At 59.8% G+C, this 17,584-nt stretch carries 13 protein-coding genes and 1 pseudogene; 7 read left to right on the top strand and 7 right to left on the bottom strand.

Annotated features, from left to right (window positions below; genetic code table 11):
• Positions 1-4: 4 nt before the first annotated feature.
• The 3 genes and pseudogenes from ACOYXH_RS13400 to ACOYXH_RS13390 all read left to right on the top strand — a co-directional run.
• A pseudogene (locus ACOYXH_RS13400) lies at positions 5-91 on the top strand (DUF6124 family protein); the annotation flags it as partial.
• A gap of 570 nt (positions 92-661) precedes the next feature.
• Positions 662-1,027, top strand: coding sequence for a DUF6124 family protein (locus ACOYXH_RS13395; protein WP_095047882.1), 366 nt, complete (start codon positions 662-664; stop codon positions 1,025-1,027).
• Between the two features lie 59 nt (positions 1,028-1,086).
• A complete protein-coding gene (locus tag ACOYXH_RS13390) occupies positions 1,087-1,368 on the top strand; it encodes a DUF6124 family protein (RefSeq protein WP_460410798.1) in 282 nt (93 codons plus the stop codon).
• A 202-nt stretch (positions 1,369-1,570) separates the two neighbouring features.
• Here the strand turns inward: ACOYXH_RS13390 and ACOYXH_RS13385 are convergent, their stop codons facing one another.
• Positions 1,571-2,317 carry a response regulator transcription factor gene (locus ACOYXH_RS13385; protein ID WP_099756486.1) on the bottom strand — a complete coding sequence of 249 codons (747 nt, stop codon included), beginning with the start codon at positions 2,315-2,317 and terminating at the stop codon, positions 1,571-1,573.
• 320 nt (positions 2,318-2,637) lie between these two features.
• Here ACOYXH_RS13385 and ycaC point away from each other — a divergent pair, with 320 nt between their 5' ends.
• The gene (gene ycaC / locus ACOYXH_RS13380) at positions 2,638-3,270 is read left to right on the top strand and encodes an isochorismate family cysteine hydrolase YcaC (protein ID WP_007915995.1); all 633 of its coding nucleotides are present in this window, start codon (positions 2,638-2,640) and stop codon (positions 3,268-3,270) included.
• Between the two features lie 87 nt (positions 3,271-3,357).
• Here the strand turns inward: ycaC and ACOYXH_RS13375 are convergent, their stop codons facing one another.
• Both ACOYXH_RS13375 and ACOYXH_RS13370 read right to left on the bottom strand, forming a co-directional pair.
• Positions 3,358-4,329: an alpha/beta hydrolase gene (locus ACOYXH_RS13375; RefSeq protein WP_220558876.1), complete on the bottom strand. Its 972-nt coding sequence runs from the start codon at positions 4,327-4,329 to the stop codon at positions 3,358-3,360.
• 232 nt (positions 4,330-4,561) lie between these two features.
• Positions 4,562-5,818, bottom strand: coding sequence for an MFS transporter (locus tag ACOYXH_RS13370; RefSeq protein WP_460410797.1), 1,257 nt, complete (start codon positions 5,816-5,818; stop codon positions 4,562-4,564).
• Positions 5,819-6,083: 265 nt separating this feature from the next.
• Here ACOYXH_RS13370 and ACOYXH_RS13365 point away from each other — a divergent pair, with 265 nt between their 5' ends.
• Positions 6,084-7,631 carry a sensor domain-containing diguanylate cyclase gene (locus tag ACOYXH_RS13365; protein ID WP_095047878.1) on the top strand — a complete coding sequence of 516 codons (1,548 nt, stop codon included), beginning with the start codon at positions 6,084-6,086 and terminating at the stop codon, positions 7,629-7,631.
• Here ACOYXH_RS13365 and ACOYXH_RS13360 read toward each other — a convergent pair.
• The 4 genes from ACOYXH_RS13360 to ACOYXH_RS13345 all read right to left on the bottom strand — a co-directional run bounded on the left by ACOYXH_RS13360 (position 7,593) and on the right by ACOYXH_RS13345 (position 13,916).
• A complete protein-coding gene (locus tag ACOYXH_RS13360) occupies positions 7,593-10,055 on the bottom strand; it encodes a PAS domain-containing protein (protein ID WP_460410796.1) in 2,463 nt (820 codons plus the stop codon). The two genes, ACOYXH_RS13365 and ACOYXH_RS13360, sit on opposite strands and share 39 nt — an antisense overlap.
• A gap of 136 nt (positions 10,056-10,191) precedes the next feature.
• Complete coding sequence (locus ACOYXH_RS13355; RefSeq protein WP_095047876.1) at positions 10,192-11,730, bottom strand: cryptochrome/photolyase family protein; 1,539 nt, start codon at positions 11,728-11,730, stop codon at positions 10,192-10,194.
• Between the two features lie 280 nt (positions 11,731-12,010).
• Positions 12,011-13,135 carry an alkene reductase gene (locus ACOYXH_RS13350; RefSeq protein ID WP_460410795.1) on the bottom strand — a complete coding sequence of 375 codons (1,125 nt, stop codon included), beginning with the start codon at positions 13,133-13,135 and terminating at the stop codon, positions 12,011-12,013.
• Between the two features lie 103 nt (positions 13,136-13,238).
• Complete coding sequence (locus tag ACOYXH_RS13345) at positions 13,239-13,916, bottom strand: type 1 glutamine amidotransferase domain-containing protein (RefSeq protein ID WP_095047874.1); 678 nt, start codon at positions 13,914-13,916, stop codon at positions 13,239-13,241.
• Positions 13,917-14,128: 212 nt separating this feature from the next.
• Between ACOYXH_RS13345 and ACOYXH_RS13340 the strand changes: the two genes are divergently transcribed.
• Both ACOYXH_RS13340 and ACOYXH_RS13335 read left to right on the top strand, forming a co-directional pair.
• Positions 14,129-14,713, top strand: coding sequence for a TetR/AcrR family transcriptional regulator (locus ACOYXH_RS13340; RefSeq protein WP_095047873.1), 585 nt, complete (start codon positions 14,129-14,131; stop codon positions 14,711-14,713).
• 164 nt (positions 14,714-14,877) lie between these two features.
• A complete protein-coding gene (locus tag ACOYXH_RS13335) occupies positions 14,878-17,004 on the top strand; it encodes a TonB-dependent siderophore receptor (protein ID WP_460410794.1) in 2,127 nt (708 codons plus the stop codon).
• Positions 17,005-17,584: the final 580 nt, after the last annotated feature.

Genomic DNA, 17,584 nt, shown 5'->3' with positions numbered 1-17,584 from the left:
AAATCTGCTGGGCATTGCACAGGTCGTGATGTTGGGGGAATTACCGGTGAATCAGGCATTGGAGCACGTCGCGGGATTGCCCTCACCCTAACCCTCTCCCAGAGGGAGAGGGGACTGATCTCGGTGTTCTTTCGAGGTACACCGACGTGGGATACCGAGCCAAACTCAGGTTTTGAACAGCACAAAGATCGGCTCCCTTTCCCCCTCGCCCCCCCTGGGGGAGAGGGCTGGGGTGAGGGGGTAAATCCCACTGACACACCGCAAAACCTCGAACCACCGCCATCCAGAATTTCCATCAATAAACACAACGCCGATTGCCCGTTTAAATTACACGAACCGTTACGTCATACCGCCTACAACACCTTGCGTCGTTACCTACGCGTACGCCAGAATCCGCCGGCTTGTGCGCTTATCCCATGGGCTCTATCGTTTCCCTGCCACTGCCTATCAGTGGTCGGGTTTAGTAGCCCGATTGGTATTAGTAAGTGCATGAGTTCCATTTAGTCAGGTGCGTCTCTGCCTGCACTCAATGGTGGTTGTGCGCAGGGCGCCCTCGGGCGCGCCGGTCTTGCTAATTCCACCGGTCTACTAACCTGTGCACAGCCGCCACCCTTCTTTTAGTAGAGAACGGTCGCGGCCCTATTTCAGGAATTAGATGAATATGTTCAAAGTTACGCCGAACCCTCCGGACACCGACCCGATCCCCTACGACGCCGCACTGGAACCTCAAAACATCAAAGAGGCCACAGAACGGGCGATCAATTTCTACCTCAATCCTTCCGCGCTCAAAACCTCAAAACCCACCCGCAAAACCGGCAAGATCTACCTGATTGACCCCACCGTCGACGACGAAACCCTGCTCGTCGAAGCCTACGAATCGCTGTCCTCGGCCAGTGACATGGCCCGCGACCTTGCCGACTCGATCGACAGCCCTCACCGCAAGAAAATGCTGATCCTGCAGCAGGTGATCATGTTGAGTGAATTGGTGGTGAGTCGCGTCCTCGACAACCAGCGCTTGCCCAACTAATTGCGAAACGGCCGCGGGAGGGAGCCTGCTCCCTCGCTGCGCAGAAGGAGTTTGAGCTTATGTCCAAGACATCCGATCCGCCGGTTACTGCAGCCAACATCATGGCCACGCCCTATACGCCCAACGCTATGTTCCGGGTCAACCCGCAAACCGATACCGAATCCCTGCTGGCAAACGCCTGTGAATCGCTGGCCTCGGCCTCGGTCATGTTGTGTAATTTTGCCGGGATGCTGGAGGGGCCGCATCGCCAGACCTTGTTGGGTATTGCGCAAGTGGTGATGTTGGGGGAGTTGGCGGTGAATCAGGCATTGGAGCACGTCGCGGGATTGCCCTCACCCTAACCCTCTCCCAGAGGGAGAGGGGACTGACCGCGGTGTTTGCTGAAGATGCACCGACGTGAACTACCGAGTCGAACTCAGGTTTTGAAAACCACAAAAATCGGCTCCCTTTCCCCCTCGCCCCCCTTGGGGGGAGAGGGCTGGGGTGAGGGGGGAATCTCACTGACACCACCAAAAAAGCCAAGCCTTCGCTAATCCCGGTGTATCAAGCCGCACTCGACGCCAACGTCTCCAACGGCGAATACATCCAGCGCATCAACGAATGCCGCCCGCTGATGCCCAACTTGATCGCCGCGCGTTTCAGATAACTCTCTACGGTGTTGACCTTCAACGCCAATTGCTCCGCCAGTTCCGGCGCCGTGCGGCCGGCGAGCAGGCCGACGCAGACTTCAGTTTCGCGGTTGGACAGGCTCAGCCCCAGTTGCTCCAAGCGCTCGTCAAAGCGCAGGCGCAAGGTTTCCAGGCCGCTGCCTTCGGCTGCTTCGGACGGAATTTGTGGATCAGGGGTGGCCGGTTGCAGGGCGTTGATGTGTTTTTCCACCATCGGCAGCAGCACCGGGGAGATGTCCTGCAACAGGCTGCGCTCCTGCGCGGAAAAGCGTTGCGACTCGCCGTTGCGGTACACCGAAATCACGTAGCGGTAGCCGTCCTTGCGTCGGGTCAGGTGCAGTTGCGAAGCGTCCGCGCTGGTCGCGGCCGGCGGATTCTGTAAATGGTGAGCCGCCGCACTGTGTTCGGAAAACACCGTTTCGGCGAGCAGGGCCGGCTCTTTCAGCGGCTCCGGCTCACTGCGGCTCGACGCGCGGCTCACCGGTTCGACACGCATCTGCCGGATGTGCGTGGCGTCGACCGCCAGTTGCGTCAGGATCAGGTCATGCAGCATGCGCGGAAAGTGCCGGCTGCCGGTGCTGGCGATGACCTTGCCGATGTGGGGGAACAAGTGTGAATTCATATGCGTGTCATCCCTGAGAGGCGTTAATTCAAAAACGTCTGCAGCCCTGTCGACGATCTCCTTGGTCGACGAAAAACCGCAGACTTGGATCCTATCCTAGTACAACGTTTGAGCGACGGTTTAATGAAGGTGTTATTAGCTAATAACCCTGAATTTGCTGGCTTCAACGTGGGAACGAAGAGAACACCGTCGTTGAATTGTCCTGTTCAGGTTGACGGTGAAACCCATTTCAACCGATTTATCCCTTTCCGATGCGTCAGTAACCTGTACACAACTTGAACGCAACAACAACTTTCCAACATTGAAAAGGGACGCACACCATGACCACTCCAACCTACAACCGCCTGAACAAAGACGACGCTATCGTGCTGCTGGTCGACCACCAGACCGGTCTGATTTCGCTGGTGCAGGACTTCTCGCCGAACGAGTTCAAGAACAATGTGCTGGCCCTGGCGGATTTGGCCAAGTTCTTTGAGCTGCCGACCATCCTCACCACCAGTTTCGAACAAGGCCCGAACGGCCCGCTGGTGCCAGAGCTGAAAGAGATGTTCCCGGACGCGCCGTACATCGCTCGTCCAGGCCAGATCAACGCCTGGGACAACGAAGACTTCGTCAAGGCGATCAAAGCCACCGGCCGCAAGCAGATCATCATTGCCGGTGTGGTGACGGATGTGTGCGTAGCGTTCCCGACCTTGTCGGCGCTGGCAGAAGGGTTTGAGGTGTTTGTGGTGACCGACGCTTCCGGCACTTTCAACACCACAGTGCAACAGGCTGCATGGAGTCGCATGACTCAGGCCGGCGCACAGATGATGAACTGGTTTTCGGTGGCGTGTGAGCTGCACCGCGACTGGCGCAACGACATTGAAGGGTTGGGCAATCTGCTGTCGCAGCGCATCCCCAACTACCGCAACCTGATGAACAGCTATTCGGCGTTGACGGCTCAGCAGAAGTAAGCTGACGTGCTGCAAACGAAAAGCCTGCCCTGAAAAGCAGGCTTTGTCGTGTCTGCGCTTTAAAGCGCTGGCAGCGCTACGATGGCGTTACTTCAGGTTTTGGCTGAAAAACGTGGTCAATTTGGCGAAGGGAATCAGGTTGACCCGGTCGTACAAGTCGACATGGCCGGCCCCTGGAATGATCAGCAGCTCTTTGGGTTCGGCCGCGCGCTGGTACGCGTCTTCACTGAACTCGCGGGAGTGCGCCTGAGCACCGGCGATGAACAGCAGCGGGCGCGGGGAGATGCTCTCGATGTCATTGAACGGGTAGAAGTTCATGAACTTCACATTGCTGATCAGCGTCGGCATGGTGGTGGTCTGCGGCGAAGCACCGGCCGGAGTGACCTGGCCACGCGGGGTGCGGTAGAAATCGTAGAACTCGTCCCCCACCGCGTTGCCGGTGAGTTTGAGCGGTGTGCCGCCGGTGTAGCGCACCGGGCCGCCCCAGAACTGCGCGTTACGCTGCTGCGCCGCCTGTTCAATGATCGATTGGCGTTGCGCTGGCGTGAGCGAATGCTTGAGGCCGTTACGGTTGGCGGCGCCCATGTCGTACATGCTGACGGTGGCAATCGCCTTCAAACGTGGGTCGATCTTGGCGGCGCTGATGGCGAAGCTGCCGCTGCCGCAAATACCGATAACACCGATACGTTCGCGATCGACCAGTGGGCGAGTGCCGAGAAAGTCCACCGCCGCGCTGAAGTCTTCGGCATAAATGTCCGGCGCAACCGACTGGCGTGGCAGTCCTTCGCTTTCGCCCCAGAAGGACAAGTCGAACGACAGCGTGACGAAACCCTGTTCCGCCATTTTGGTCGCGTAGAGATTGGCACTTTGCTCCTTAACTGCGCCCATCGGGTGGCCGACGATGATCGCGGCATTTTTTGACTGTGGGTCAAGGTTCTTCAGGCTGAACAGATTGCCTGCGACCTTCATTCCGTACTGGTTCTTGAAGGTGACCTTTTCCACGGTCACTTTATCGCTGGTGTAGAAGTTGTCTGCGCCGTTCGACATATCGGCTCCCATGGCTGAAAAAGTACTGAAGAGCAGCCCGAAGGCCAAGCAAAAACCTTTCACTGGAATGTCCTTGCGATTGAGGGTTTATTCGTCTGAGCCTGTGCACGAACATTCTCTCGATCAGCGCCTCGGCGCCGAAGTGCATTCCTCTGGATTGCTTGCCTGATCCACTGAGTCCTGGATTTTTAATGCCGCGCAAACACGATTTGGCGGCGATGAGAGGGCAGGGACGGGATATGGATTACGCTGAGGATTCAGTGCTGGCCTCGACCAATCCGGCTTCAGCTTGCCGGCCACTGCGCTGAGTTTCCGGAACACCGATCGCGAGCAACACAACCGCCACCGCCGCAATAGCGGCCAGGGTCAGAAACGCCGCGCTGTAACCGGCCTCTTGCACGACGAGTCCGGCGAGGCCGTTGCTCAGCGCCGCGCCCAGCCCGAACACCGTGGTCAGTGCGCCGAGGCTGACGTTGAAGTGGCCGGTGCCCTGGGTGAGGTCTTTGACCATGATCGGAAACAAGGCGCCGAACAGACCGGCGCCGACGCCGTCGAGCAGTTGCACCGCGACCAGCCAATAGGCGTCGTCCGACAGCGTATAAAGCACGCCGCGCAAGGGCAGGATCAGGAATCCGGCCAGCAGCAGCGGCTTGCGTCCCCATAGATCGGCTTTCGCCCCGACCAGTAATGCCGCCGGCACCATCACCAGTTGCGCGGCCACGATGCAGGCCGAAGTCAACGGGGTGGCCATCTGCAAATTGGCTTGCGCGAGTTTTTGACTCACCAACGGCAACATCGCCGCATTGGCGAGGTGGAACAGTGCGCAGCAAATGGCGAACAGCAACAGCGGCCGGTTGCTCAGCAGCACCGACAAACCGGAAGGCTGGCGGTGGAAGGCGTCGGCTGGATCCAGTCCGCGCGCCAGATCATGGTCGATGGCTGCTGGCGAAACGCAGGTGATGGCAATGACACTGGCCAAAGCCATGGCCGCCATCAGATAGAACACTGCGACCGGGCCGAACAGGTAGGCAAATATACCGGCCAGCAGTGCGGCGCAGGCATTGCCGGCATGATTGAAGGTTTCGTTGCGCCCGGTTCGCCGAGTGAACGCCCGTGGCCCGGTCATGCCCAGGGTAATCGCACAAATGGCCGGGGCGAATATCGAGGCGGCCATTGCGCTCAAGGTTTGCGTCAGCGCCACCCAAGTGAACGACGTCACAAACGGCAGCACCAGGCAGCTTCCGGTCACCACCAGCGCGGCGATCGCAATCAACGCACGTTTGCGCCGGCTGTTGTCGACCCAGGCACCGGCGGGTGTCTGGGTGATCAGCGCGGCGACCCCGGCGATGGTCATCACCAGACCAATGCTGGCCGGCTCCCAGTGATGCACCGCCAACAGATAGATGGCCAGATAGGGGCCGAGGCCGTCGCGCACGTCGGCGAGGAAAAAGTTCAGGCTGTCCAGTGACAGGTTGTTGCGGCGATCGAGGTCAGCGGCCACGGCGGTGTCTTCAATGTTCGAGGTTTGCGGATGGATTCAACCTCAGCAAGCCTAATGACCTGCGCCCGTGAATATAAGTTGCAGGCCACGGCTGTGTCGTTGCGAAACAACGCCAAGGGGCTGAAAACGACGTTCCGTCATACGGTTGCTGCACGTTCGACGCGCTACTTGTATCCTTGCGCCGGTCGAGGACATACGACCGCTGTTATTGCCTTGAATCAGTAACGGCCGGAACCGGAAACCGGACTTTCCATTAGGTACTTTCGTGAAGCGTGATACCCACCTCGTCATCCTCTTGCTGCTGGTCATCGGCTGCTCCCTGGCGTCGCTGACCATCTGGAAAGTGCTGTCTTCGCGCGATCGCGCGCTGGAGGAAGTCAACGTGCACGGGTTGAACCTGACCCAGGCACTCGAGACCTATTCCGAAGGCATTGTCCGGCAAAGTTCGCTGCTGTTGCTCGGGCTGGTCGAACGCCTGGAAACCGAAGGCAGTGGCCCCACGCAGATCCAGCGCCTGAGTGCGCTGATCAACCGCCAGCAACCGTTGATGCCACAAATGAGCGGTATCACCATCTATGACCGAGATGGTCATTGGCTGATGTCGTCGAACCGGCCGATTCCGGTCGGTGCTAGCAGTATTGATCGAGCCTATTTCATTCATCATCGCGCCGATCCGAGCCGCGAACCCTTTATCGGGCCACCGATCCGCAGCCGTTCCAATCAGGAGTGGGTGATCACCGTCAGCCGCCGTTTCAATGATGATCGCGGCGAGTTCGCCGGGGTTGTGGCCGTGACGCTGGGCGTGGAAAACTTTCTGCGCCTGTTCGGCAAACTCGACATCGGCCAGGACGGTGCCATCGGTTTGTCCTATACCGACGGCACGTTGCTGGTGCGCTATCCCTTCCGCGAGCAGGACATGGGCCGCAACTTTTCCAAGTCGCCGATCTACGCCAAGTACCTGGTCGATCAATCGGTCGGCACCGCGTCTTATACCTCCAGCCTGGATGGCGTCGAACGCCTCTACGCCTTCCGCAAAAGTGAGAAGTTGCCACTGATCACCACGGTCGCCATCGGCAAGCGTGAAGCGCTCAAGGCGTGGCGAACCGAGGCACTGCTGTCGGCGGTGGTGGTGGCAGGGCTGTTGGGGCTCACCGGTCTGATCGGTTGGTTCTTGATCCTCGATATTCGGCGCCGGACCCAGGTTGAAGGCGAACTGCGCATCGCTCAGCAGCAGTTGCTCGGCTCCAATCGGCAACTCGAGTTGTTGGCCATGAAGGATGCGCTGACCGGGCTGGCGAATCGGCGCTGCTTCGACCAGACCCTGGCCACAGAGGCGCGTCGGGCAAAGCGCGACGGTTCGTCACTGGCCTTGCTGATGATCGATATCGACTATTTCAAGCGCTTCAATGATGCCTTCGGGCATGTTGCCGGCGACGCTTGTCTGCAAACCGTCGGTAGCGTGCTGGATGAGTGTGTGCGGCGACCGTCGGACCTGGTGGCGCGCTACGGCGGCGAAGAGTTCGCCGTGATCATGCCCGACACCGATATGGGCGGCGCTGCGGTGGTGGCGCAGTTGATTATCGAGCGCCTGCAGCAAGCCAACATTGCCCACCCCACCAGTCCGGTGGCTCGTGTGAGCCTGAGCATCGGCATCGCCGTTGCGCACGGTCCGCACCTGGAGCCGGTGAGCGCTCTGATCGAGTGCGCCGACCAAGCGCTGTATCAAGCGAAAACGGCAGGGCGCAACAGGTTCATGACATCCGCTGCGCAACCCTCACTCAACGTCGATGGACAGCAGGCCACCGACTCGTGACACCAGCGTGTCGACGGCAAACGGTTTGGTCAGTACCTGCATGCCCGGGCCGAGCTGACCGTTGCCGATCACTGAATTTTCCGCGTACCCAGTGATGAACAAAGTCTTCAGCCTCGGCCTGATTTCCCGGCCCGCATCGGCCATCTGCCGGCCGTTCATGCCGCCCGGCAAGCCGACATCGGTGATGAGCAAATCGATGTGCGCGCTGGAACGCAATACTTCCAGTCCCTCAACGCTGTCGGCCGCTTCGAGCAGGTTGTAGCCGAGGTCGTTCAGCACGTCTTTGAGCAGCGTTCGAACGGTGGGTTCGTCGTCGACAATCAGGATGGTCTCACCGGCCTTTGCCGGCAGGGTTGCCGAGTTTTGCGTGTCATCGTGATTGCGCTGCGTTTCGCCGCGGTAGCGCGGCAGGTAAATGCAGATGATGGTGCCTTGCCCCACGGTCGACTGCACCCGCACCTGCCCGCCGGATTGCTTGGTGAAACCGTAGATCATCGACAGCCCCAGCCCGGTGCCCTGGCCCAGTGGTTTGGTGGTGAAAAACGGGTCGAAGGCCTTGGCCATGACCTCCGCACTCATACCGGTACCGGTGTCTGCAACCGACAGGCACAGGTATTGCCCTTCGGGCATCTCCCGTATGCGCGCTGATTCAGCATCCAAGGTTCGATTGGCGGTTTCGACGGTGATGCTGCCGCCATCGGGCATCGCATCACGGGCGTTGATGCACAGGTTGAGCAAAGCGTTTTCCAGTTGGCTGGCATCGACCAGCGCCGGCCACAGATCGGCGGCAACGACCGTTTTCAGGCGAATGCTCGGGCCGACGGTGCGCTGGATCAGTTCGGTCATGCCGGCAATCAGCGCGTTGACTTCAGTCGGCCGAGGATCGAGGGTCTGCCGGCGGGAGAACGCCAGCAGGCGATGGGTCAGGGCGGTCGCGCGTTTGGCGGCGTCCTGGGCGATCAGCATGTATTTGTCGATGTCCTTCAGACGACCTTGGGCGATGCGTTTTTCCATCAGCTCCAGAGAGGCACAGATCCCCGCCAGCAGGTTGTTGAAGTCATGGGCCAGACCGCCGGTGAGTTGCCCGACGGCTTCCATTTTCTGCGATTGGCGCAACTTCTCTTCGGCCTGCATCAGTTCTGTGGTGCGCGCCGAGACCCGTTGTTCCAGTGTGTCGTTGAGCGCTTTTAAAGCGGCGGTGACCCGGTCGCGTTCGTCTTCGACATTGCGCCGGTCTTCGACATCGATCAGCACGCCGGGAAAGCGTAAAGGCGTGCCGTCCTCGGCGCATTCGACGCGTCCGTTGGCTTCGATCCAAGTGTATTTGCCATCCCCGCCGCGCACTCGGTACTGGTGCGAATAGGCGCCACCGCGGGCAAGGGCGTCATTGATTGCCACTGTCAGCCCCTCGCGGTCATCGGGGTGCACGGTGACTACCACTTGCTCCAGGCTCAGACCGTCACGGCCCAGTGCCGGGTCAAGGTTGAAGACCCGGGCGAAAGCTTCGTCGACGTAGAAACGATCGGTGGGCAAGTGCCAGTGCCAAGTGCCGATAATGGCGCCGGCGGCCAAGGCGAGTTGGACCCGTTCGACGTTTTCCCGAGCGATCGCCTCGCTGACGCGCAAGCGTTCCTGCGCGTCGCGGCGCTCGGTGACGTCGCTGAAGAAGATCGCAATCTGCCGATCGGCCGGGTCACCGACACGGACGGCGCGTACGTCGAACCAGCGTTCGAAGGTGTTGGCGTAGTTCTCGAAGTTGGCCGGCTCGCCGGTCTTGGCGACGTGGCCGTAGGTCTCGAACCAGAATTTCTCCAGGTTGGGCGCAAACTCGGTGACCCACTTGCCCCGCAGGTTGACCCCGGCCTGACGCTCGAACGCCGGGTTGGCTTCAACGAAGCAGTAATCGATGGGGTAGTCGTCGGCGTCGAATTTGACTTTGACGATGGCGAAGGCGGCTTCGATGGTTTCCAGAATGGTGCTGAAGCGCTCTTCACTTTTGCGCAGTGCGGTTTCGGCACTGCGCGAACGGGTCAGGTCGAGCATGGCCCCGACCATGCGTTCGGCTTTGCCGTCGGCATTGCGGATCAGATGCCCGCGGTCGAGCACCTCGGCGTAGGATCCGTCCTGACAGCGGAAGCGGTACTCGGCACTCCAGGTGGTGCCTGTGCCCGCCATCGCCGCCCGAATCGAAGTCTCTACCCGCGCGCGATCCTGCTGGTGGATCTGCGCAAAGCGCCAGTCACACGTCGGTTCGATGGCGCTGGGAGCGTAGCCGTACGCCTGTTCCAACGCGTCGTTCCAGACAATCTGATGGGTTGTCAGATCCCAGTCCCAGACGGCGTCGCAGGTCGCTTTGACGGCCAGGCGCAGGCGCGTGACCTCGGACTCAAGCTCCTCGCGAGTAAGCTGTTTCAGGATATCCACCCCTCATGCCTTGATTATTGGTCTGCGTTCAATAGGCGTGTTTCAAGCGAACACCCAGGTTGCTTCGTAAGCTTTGTGAGCCATTGACCCGGGGCGCCCTGTTTAAGTTGCACGCGGGGCACGGGCGCGTGCGTTTTCATAACGAGTCGCCGTTATCCAGCGTGTCGAGCAACTGTTGGCCGCGTTGCCACAGTGCCTGTTGTTTGGCTGGCGGCATGCGGTCGAGGTTTTTGTACATCATCGCCATGCGCTGATTGCCCCGTAGAAGGTCGGCGTGGCGCATCAGGAAATGCCAGTACAGGGCGTTGAACGGGCAGGCGTTGTCGGCCGTGGTTTCGCGCACCGAGTAAGCACAGTCGCGACAGTAGTCGGACATCCGGTTGATGTACTGGCCGCTGGCGCAATAAGGCTTGGAACCGAGGTAACCGCCATCGGCGTGCATGACCATGCCGAGGGTGTTAGGCAGTTCGACCCAATCGAACGCGTCCATGTAAATCGCCAGATACCATTCACAGATCTGCTTCGGCGCGATGCCGGCGAGCAGGGCGAAATTGCCAGTGACCATCAGGCGCTGGATGTGATGGGCGTAGGCGTGTTTGAGGCTTTGGCCGATGGCCTGGCGCATGCAATTCATTTTGGTTGCAGCGGTCCAGTAGAACTCCGGCAATGGCCGCTGGTTGGCAAATGCATTGCCTTCGGCGTACTCGGGCATGTGCAGCCAGTAAACGCCTCGGACATATTCGCGCCAGCCGATCAGTTGGCGGATGAAACCTTCGGCCGCATTCAGCGCGATGCTGCCGGACCAATAGGCCGACTCCACATCAGCGCAGAGCTGGCGCAGGTCGAGCAAGCCAATGTTCAGCGCCGCGCTGATGCGCGCATGGAACAGAAACGGCTCGTCGCTGGCCATGGCGTCCTGATAGTCGCCGAAGCCGGCCAGGGCGTAGTCGAGAAAGTACGCCCAGAGCGCCTGGGCATCGGCGTGCGTCACCGGATAGTTGAAGTCCTCCAGACTGCCGTAATGACTGGCGAAACGGTGTTTTACCAAGGCGAGGACTTCGACGGTGATTGCATCGTTGGCAAAACCGGCCGGGTAGGGTGCCTTGACGGTTTTCGGCAAAGCTTTGCGATTCTCGGCGTCAAAGTTCCATGCGCCGCCGACCGGCGTGCCGTCACCGTTGAGCAGCAGGCGACTTTTGCGGCGCATCTCGCGGTAGAAGAACTCCATGCGCAACTGTTTTTTGCCTGCGGCCCAAGCGCGAAACTCATCGCGGCTGCACAGGAAGCGGCCGTCCGCGTGCCAGTTGATCGGCACACCACACGCTTTGAGCGATTGCTCCAGACGCCAGTCTCCGCACTCCGTCACGTGCAACTCGCTGGCCTGCAACAAAGTCTGCCAGCGCTTCAGCTCGCCGGGCACCGAACCGCTGTTCTGCGGGTCGTCGAGGGCCACGTAATGCACCTGGATGCCCTGTTTCTCCAGCGCCTGAGCAAAGTGACGCATGGCACTGAAAATCAGCGCGATCTTCTGCGGGTGATGGGCGACATGGGTGGCTTCTTCCATAACCTCGACCATCAGCACACGGTCGTGTTCGCTATCCAGACCGGCCAATGACGCCAGATCAAACGATAACTGGTCACCCAATACCAGGCACAGCCGACGGGTTTTGTTCATTTCACGAATTCAGCGTAAGGGCAGCAGGCTGCCGCGTGGACGTTTAAGTGCTAAGTCCAGATAGTTGTACAGATTGTGGTCTGTGTATAGGTTTTTGTGCGGTGAATATTCACATCCCCCCTGTGGGAGCGAGCCTGCTCGCGAAGGCGTCGTCACATTCAACATTGTGAGTGACTGACACGCCGCTTTCGCGAGCAGGCTCGCTCCCACAAGGGCTTTCACTGCGACTCGGATGAACGCTCCCGCTGTTGCGGGAGCGCTTGACGCCGCGTGGAAAGGGTTAGCCGGGATAAACGGGGTAATCCACATAGCCCTCGGCGGTGCCGCCATACACCGTCGCCGGGTTCAGCGCGTTCAACGGCCAGTCATTGGCAATCCGCGCCGGCAGATCGGGGTTGGCCATGAACGGGCGGCCGAAAGCGACGAAGTCTGCCAGTCCGGAATCGAGCAGTTGCGCCCCGGATTCGGCGGTATAGCGCCCGGCGTAAATGATCGCGCCGCTGAAGGTTGCGCGCACGGCCTGACGAAACGTCAACGGCATCGCCGGGGCGTTGTCCCAATCGGCTTCGGCGATCGACAGATAGGCGATGCCCACGTCCTGCAGCACTTTGATCGCTTCGATGTAAGTCGTGTGCGGGTCTTCCTCGACCATGCCCAAATAGGTCCGCGCTTCATCAGTGGTGGTGAACAGCGGGGCGAAGCGCACGCCGACTTTTTCCTTGCCGATGCATTCGGCAACACCGGCCACCACTTCGCGCAGAAAACGCAGGCGATTGTCCAGCGAGCCGCCGTACTGATCGGTGCGCAGATTGCTGTGGGCCGAGATGAACTGGTTGACCAGATAACCGTTGGCGCAGTGCAATTCGATGCCATCGAAACCCGCGTCCATGGCGTTGCGCGCAGCCTGGATATACAGCTGCACCAGTTCCTGAACTTCATCAGTGCTCAGTGCGCGAGGTGCTGACGGTGGAACCAGTTCACCGGCGCCGGGCGCGGTTTCGATAAACACGCTGACGCGGTCGGTGGCCACGGCGGAGGCTGAAACCGGAGCTGCGCCGTTGGGCTGCAACGCGGTGTGCGAGACACGGCCAACGTGCCACAACTGGGCGAAAATCACCCCGTCCACGGCATGCACGGCGTCGGTGACTTTGCGCCAACCGGCGATTTGCTCAGGCGTATGAATGCCCGGCGTCCACGCATAACCCTGGCCACGAGGTTCGATTTGTGTGCCTTCGGTGACCAGCAGACCGGCGCCGGCGCGCTGTTGGTAATACTCGGCCATCAGCTCGTTGGCGATATTGCCCGGTTGCGTGCTGCGCTGGCGGGTGAGAGGCGGCAGGACGATACGGTTTTTCAGGGTGTGATGACCCAGTTTGGCGGGGGTGAAGAAACTGCTGTGGTTCATGAATGACCTTGCTCGTGGTTTATTAGACCAGTCGTCTATTGGCTGGGCGAAAAAATAACGCCGGGCAACACGCACCCGGCGTTTGGAAGGGTTGTTCGAGGTTTTAGCCGAGCATCTTCAGCAGTTTCTCGGCGACGGCGGCGGAACTGGCCGGATTCTGGCCAGTGACCAGTTGCCCGTCGGCGACCACATGAACCTGCCAGTCAGCGACTTTCGAGTAATAACCGCCGAGACGCTGGAACTCGTCTTCGATCAGGAACGGCACCACGTCCGTCAGGCCGACTGCCTCTTCTTCGGCGTTGGTGAAGCCGGTGACCTGGCGATGCTGCACCAGCGGTTTGCCGTCAGCGGTAAGGACATGACGCAATACACCCGGTGCATGGCAGACGAAACCGTGGGGTTTGTTGGCGCGGTCAAACGCTTCGATCAACGCGATTGACTGCTTGTCTTCGGCCAGATCCCACAGCGGGCCATGGCCACCCGGGTAAAACACGGCATCAAAGTCATCAGCGTTGACGTCGGCCAAGCGGCCGGTGTTGGCCAGTGCCTGTTGTGCGGCCAGGTCCTGGCGGAAGCGATCGGTCTCGGCGGTTTGAGCATCAGGCTCATCGCTTTTCGGGTCGAGCGGCGGCTGGCCACCGGCTGGCGAAACCAGGGTGACGTCGGCGCCGGCGTCCTTGAAGGCGTAGTAGGGCGCGGCGAATTCTTCCAGCCAGAAGCCGGTTTTCTTGCCGGTGTCGCCGAGTTGATCGTGGGAAGTCAGAACCATCAAGATTTTCATAGAGCACCTTGCGTAGGTTGGGCGTCTTCGATTGGGCGAAACATTCGCGCATCGGCCACACCGGTCAGAAAACGTTTGTCGGGGCGCAGCATAGATTCCAATTAGACCAGTCGTCTAGTAATTTTTTATCCTGCGGTTTTTCATCGACAGGTATGGCAAACTTCCGTTCCTCCGAAAATACGACTGGTCTATTGCCTGGTAATTCGCGCCCAATGAAACCGACCTACGACGACACCCGCCAACACTTGCTCGACACCGGCCACCGGATGATGGCTGAGAAGGGCTTCACCAGTGTCGGCCTCAACGAGATCCTGCAAACCGCCGGTGTGCCCAAGGGCTCGTTCTATCACTACTTCAAATCCAAAGAGTTGTACGGTCAGGCGTTGCTGGCGGATTACTTCGTCGATTACCTCGCTGACATGGAACGGCGCCTGACGCTGCCGGGGCTGAGCGCCTATGAGCGGCTGATGGATTACTGGCAGGGCTGGCAGAACCGCTGCACCCTCGAAGGCCACGGAGATGAGTGTCTGGTGGTGAAACTCAGTGCCGAAGTCGCCGACCTGTCGGAGTCGATGCGCCTGACCTTGCGCGATGGCGCCGAGCAAGTGGTGGCGCGCATCACTCTGTGCATCGAGCAGGGCCAGGCCGAAAACAGCCTGCCCGCAGGCGACGCCCGGCATCTGGCGGAAACCCTTTATCAGCTGTGGTTGGGCGCCAGTTTGCTGAACAAATTGCAGCGTACCGGGCAGTCGCTGCAGACCTCGATGGCGATGACGAAACAACTATTGCACGTTTGACCAAGGTTTTTGTGCGACGCAATGGGTGGCCTACCTGTCGGCACTCGATCGGTTAGATATACGAATGGGAATAAGTTTCAATAACGGAACGCTTGGTATACCATCGCCGCGTTTTGCTGGCGGTTTTACCCTTCGTTCTGGCCTATTCGTAAGGTTTTCATTTCATGCGTCGTACTCTGCTTTCAATTTGCGTGCTGCAGGCGTTGTCCCCTTCCTCATGGGCCGAACAGGCCGATTCAACACCCGCAGCGCTAGAGCTGGAGGCGACCGACGTGGTCGGTACAGCGGATTACGAACGGGCTGACGGCCCGGTGCAGGGTTACCGCGCCACACGTTCTGCCAGTGCCACCCGTACCGACACCTCGATCCATGAAACCCCGCAATCGATCAGCGTGGTCACCAAGGATGCTGTCGAAGACCTCGGCGCCACGCGTCTGCAAGATGCGCTGGATTATGCCGGTGGTGTGGGCCGGGCGAACAATTTTGGCGGGCAGGGCCTGACGACGTTCACCGTGCGCGGTTTCACCACCGGCGAGTTCTACCGCAACGGCTTCCCGATCAATCGCGGCTACCCGAACATGCCCGATGCCAACACCATCGAGCGTCTGGAAGTTCTGCGCGGGCCGGCGACGATGCTCTACGGCCGTGGCGATCCCGGCGGCACCTTCAACGTTGTGTCCAAGCAGCCGTTGGCCGAGCGCACGGTCACGTTGGGCAGTCAGTTGAATGATCAAGGCATGAAGCGCGGCACCCTGGACGCCTCCGGCCCGCTGGATGAAGAGGGGCGCCTGGCCTATCGACTCAACGTGGTGGGTGAGGGCGGCGATACCTTCCGCGATCACGTCGAGACCGAGCGCTACGGCATCACGCCGGTTCTGACCTGGCAGGCCAGCGATGCCACCCGGGTGATCTTCGAAGGCGATTTCATGCGCAACAATCATCCGCTGGATCGCGGCGTGACGCGTTACCCCAAGCAGATCGGCACCGCTTCGCGCGATACATTCTTCGGCGAGAAAGACGCCGGCAAATTGCACAACGACAACAACATGGCGCAACTGCGCTTCGAACATCTGCTCAATGATGACTGGACGCTGGGCGGTGGGTTCCAGTGGCTCGACGGCTCGCTGCAGGGCAATGCGATCGAGGCCAACGGCATTGCCGATGACGGTCGAACCCTGGGGCGCAACTTCAACTATCGCAAACTGGAGTGGACCGACAAGGACACGCAGCTCAATCTGACCGGGCATTTCAGCACTGGTGGTTTGCAGCACACCTTGTTGACCGGCATTGAGTATGAAGATTATGACTACAAGTCGATCATTCAGCGCTCCAGCGGTGCGGTCGGCGCCTACCCGATCGACATCTTCGATCCGGTCTACGGCCAGCCGCGTCCGGCACTGACGCGCACGCCAACCCACGACAAGGAAAACCTCAAGACTTACGCCGCGTTTGTACAGGATCAGGTCGCGTTGACCGAGCGTCTGAAGGTCTTGGCCGGCGCACGTTTTGAGCGTTTCGAGCACGACTATGAAACCTATGTGCCGGGCGGCAAAAACTGGCAGGCCAGTGACAACGCGGTGACCCCGCGCCTCGGCGTGACCTACGACCTGACCGAGACCCTGGCGATCTATGCCGACACGGCGCGCTCGTTCAAACCCAATACCGGCGCGAGTCGTACGGGCGGAGGCTTCGCACCGGAGAAGGGCAAGTCCTACGAAATGGGCATCAAGTGGGAAGCGCTGGACCATCAGTTGAGCGTGGATGCGGCGATCTACCAGATCGAAAAACGCAATGTGCTGACCACTGACCCGGTTGACTCGACCTTCAACGTCGCCGCCGGAGAAGTGCGCAGCCGTGGTTTCGACCTGAACGTCGCCGGCAACCTGACACCCGAGTGGCGAGTGATCGGCGGCTACGCCTACGTCGATGCCGAGGTGACCAAGGACAATGTGATCCGCTCTGGCACGCGCCTGATGAACATTCCGCAAAACAGCTTCAGCCTGCTCAACGTCTACGAGTTTCAGGACGGTGCGCTAAAAGGCCTTGGCCTGGGCACCGGACTCAAGTATGTCGACCAGCGTGCCGGGCAAACCGCCAATACCGCGTTCTCGATGGACAGTTACACCGTTGTCGACCTGCTCGGCTTCTACAAGGTCAACGAGAAAGTGCGGCTCAACCTTGACCTGAAAAACCTGTTTGACCGCGATTATGAAGAGGGCGCGTTCGGTAACGTCTACGCCTATCCAGGTTCACCAAGAACCGTGCAGGTGGGGATTTCCTACACCTTGTAAGCCGAGCTCGACGCTGCAACGGCAGCCCCTCACCCCAGCCCTCTCCCGGAGGGAGAGGGAGCCGACCGAGGCGTCTTGCGTTAAGCATCGACCTGAAAGATCGCGTCGATTACGCGGGCATCGGCGATGCTTGGCGGTATTGAATTCACCGGCGCTATTGCACATGGCGTTCATCGCCAATATCCCCCAATCGGTCACCTCTCCTCGGGGAGAGGGAACCGACCGAGGTGTCTTGCGTTATGCATCGACCTGAAAGATCGCGTCGATTACGCGGGCATCGGCAATGCTTGACGGTATTGGATTCACCGGCGCTATTGCACGTCGGCGTTCATCGCCAATATCCCCCAATCGGTCCCCTCTCCTGAGGGAGAGGGCTAGGGTGAGGGCGGCTGCTTCGGCACATGCCCGTTAGTGAGCGGGTGCTCGAACGCAGGATGCACGCGGCGCGCAATTTCCTGCTCAACAGCACGCGCTCGGTGGGCGAGGTGGCGCGATTGTGGTCGCTAGAGATTGTCCTTTTTGAGTTGACGGATAAACGCTTTTCAGCCGATTTATCCTGTTCCTGTGCGTCAGTAATCTG

It is taken from the genome of Pseudomonas sp. Mb7 (assembly GCF_054790525.1).
The sequence above is the reverse complement of the archived record's forward strand: the minus strand, read 5'-3'. Positions and strand labels throughout refer to the sequence as shown.

Bases quoted from the DNA above. Each gene is read 5' to 3' on its own strand.
- ACOYXH_RS13335 (WP_460410794.1), top strand. From the start codon at position 14,878: ATGCGTCGTACTCTGCTTTCAATTTGCGTGCTGCAGGCGTTGTCCCCT.
- ACOYXH_RS13355 (WP_095047876.1), bottom strand. From the start codon at position 11,730: ATGAACAAAACCCGTCGGCTGTGCCTGGTATTGGGTGACCAGTTATCG.
- ACOYXH_RS13390 (WP_460410798.1), top strand. From the start codon at position 1,087: ATGTCCAAGACATCCGATCCGCCGGTTACTGCAGCCAACATCATGGCC.
- ACOYXH_RS13385 (WP_099756486.1), bottom strand. From the start codon at position 2,317: ATGAATTCACACTTGTTCCCCCACATCGGCAAGGTCATCGCCAGCACC.
- ACOYXH_RS13350 (WP_460410795.1), bottom strand. From the start codon at position 13,135: ATGAACCACAGCAGTTTCTTCACCCCCGCCAAACTGGGTCATCACACC.
- ACOYXH_RS13340 (WP_095047873.1), top strand. From the start codon at position 14,129: ATGAAACCGACCTACGACGACACCCGCCAACACTTGCTCGACACCGGC.
- ACOYXH_RS13375 (WP_220558876.1), bottom strand. From the start codon at position 4,329: ATGGGAGCCGATATGTCGAACGGCGCAGACAACTTCTACACCAGCGAT.
- ycaC (WP_007915995.1), top strand. From the start codon at position 2,638: ATGACCACTCCAACCTACAACCGCCTGAACAAAGACGACGCTATCGTG.
- ACOYXH_RS13395 (WP_095047882.1), top strand. From the start codon at position 662: ATGTTCAAAGTTACGCCGAACCCTCCGGACACCGACCCGATCCCCTAC.
- ACOYXH_RS13345 (WP_095047874.1), bottom strand. From the start codon at position 13,916: ATGAAAATCTTGATGGTTCTGACTTCCCACGATCAACTCGGCGACACC.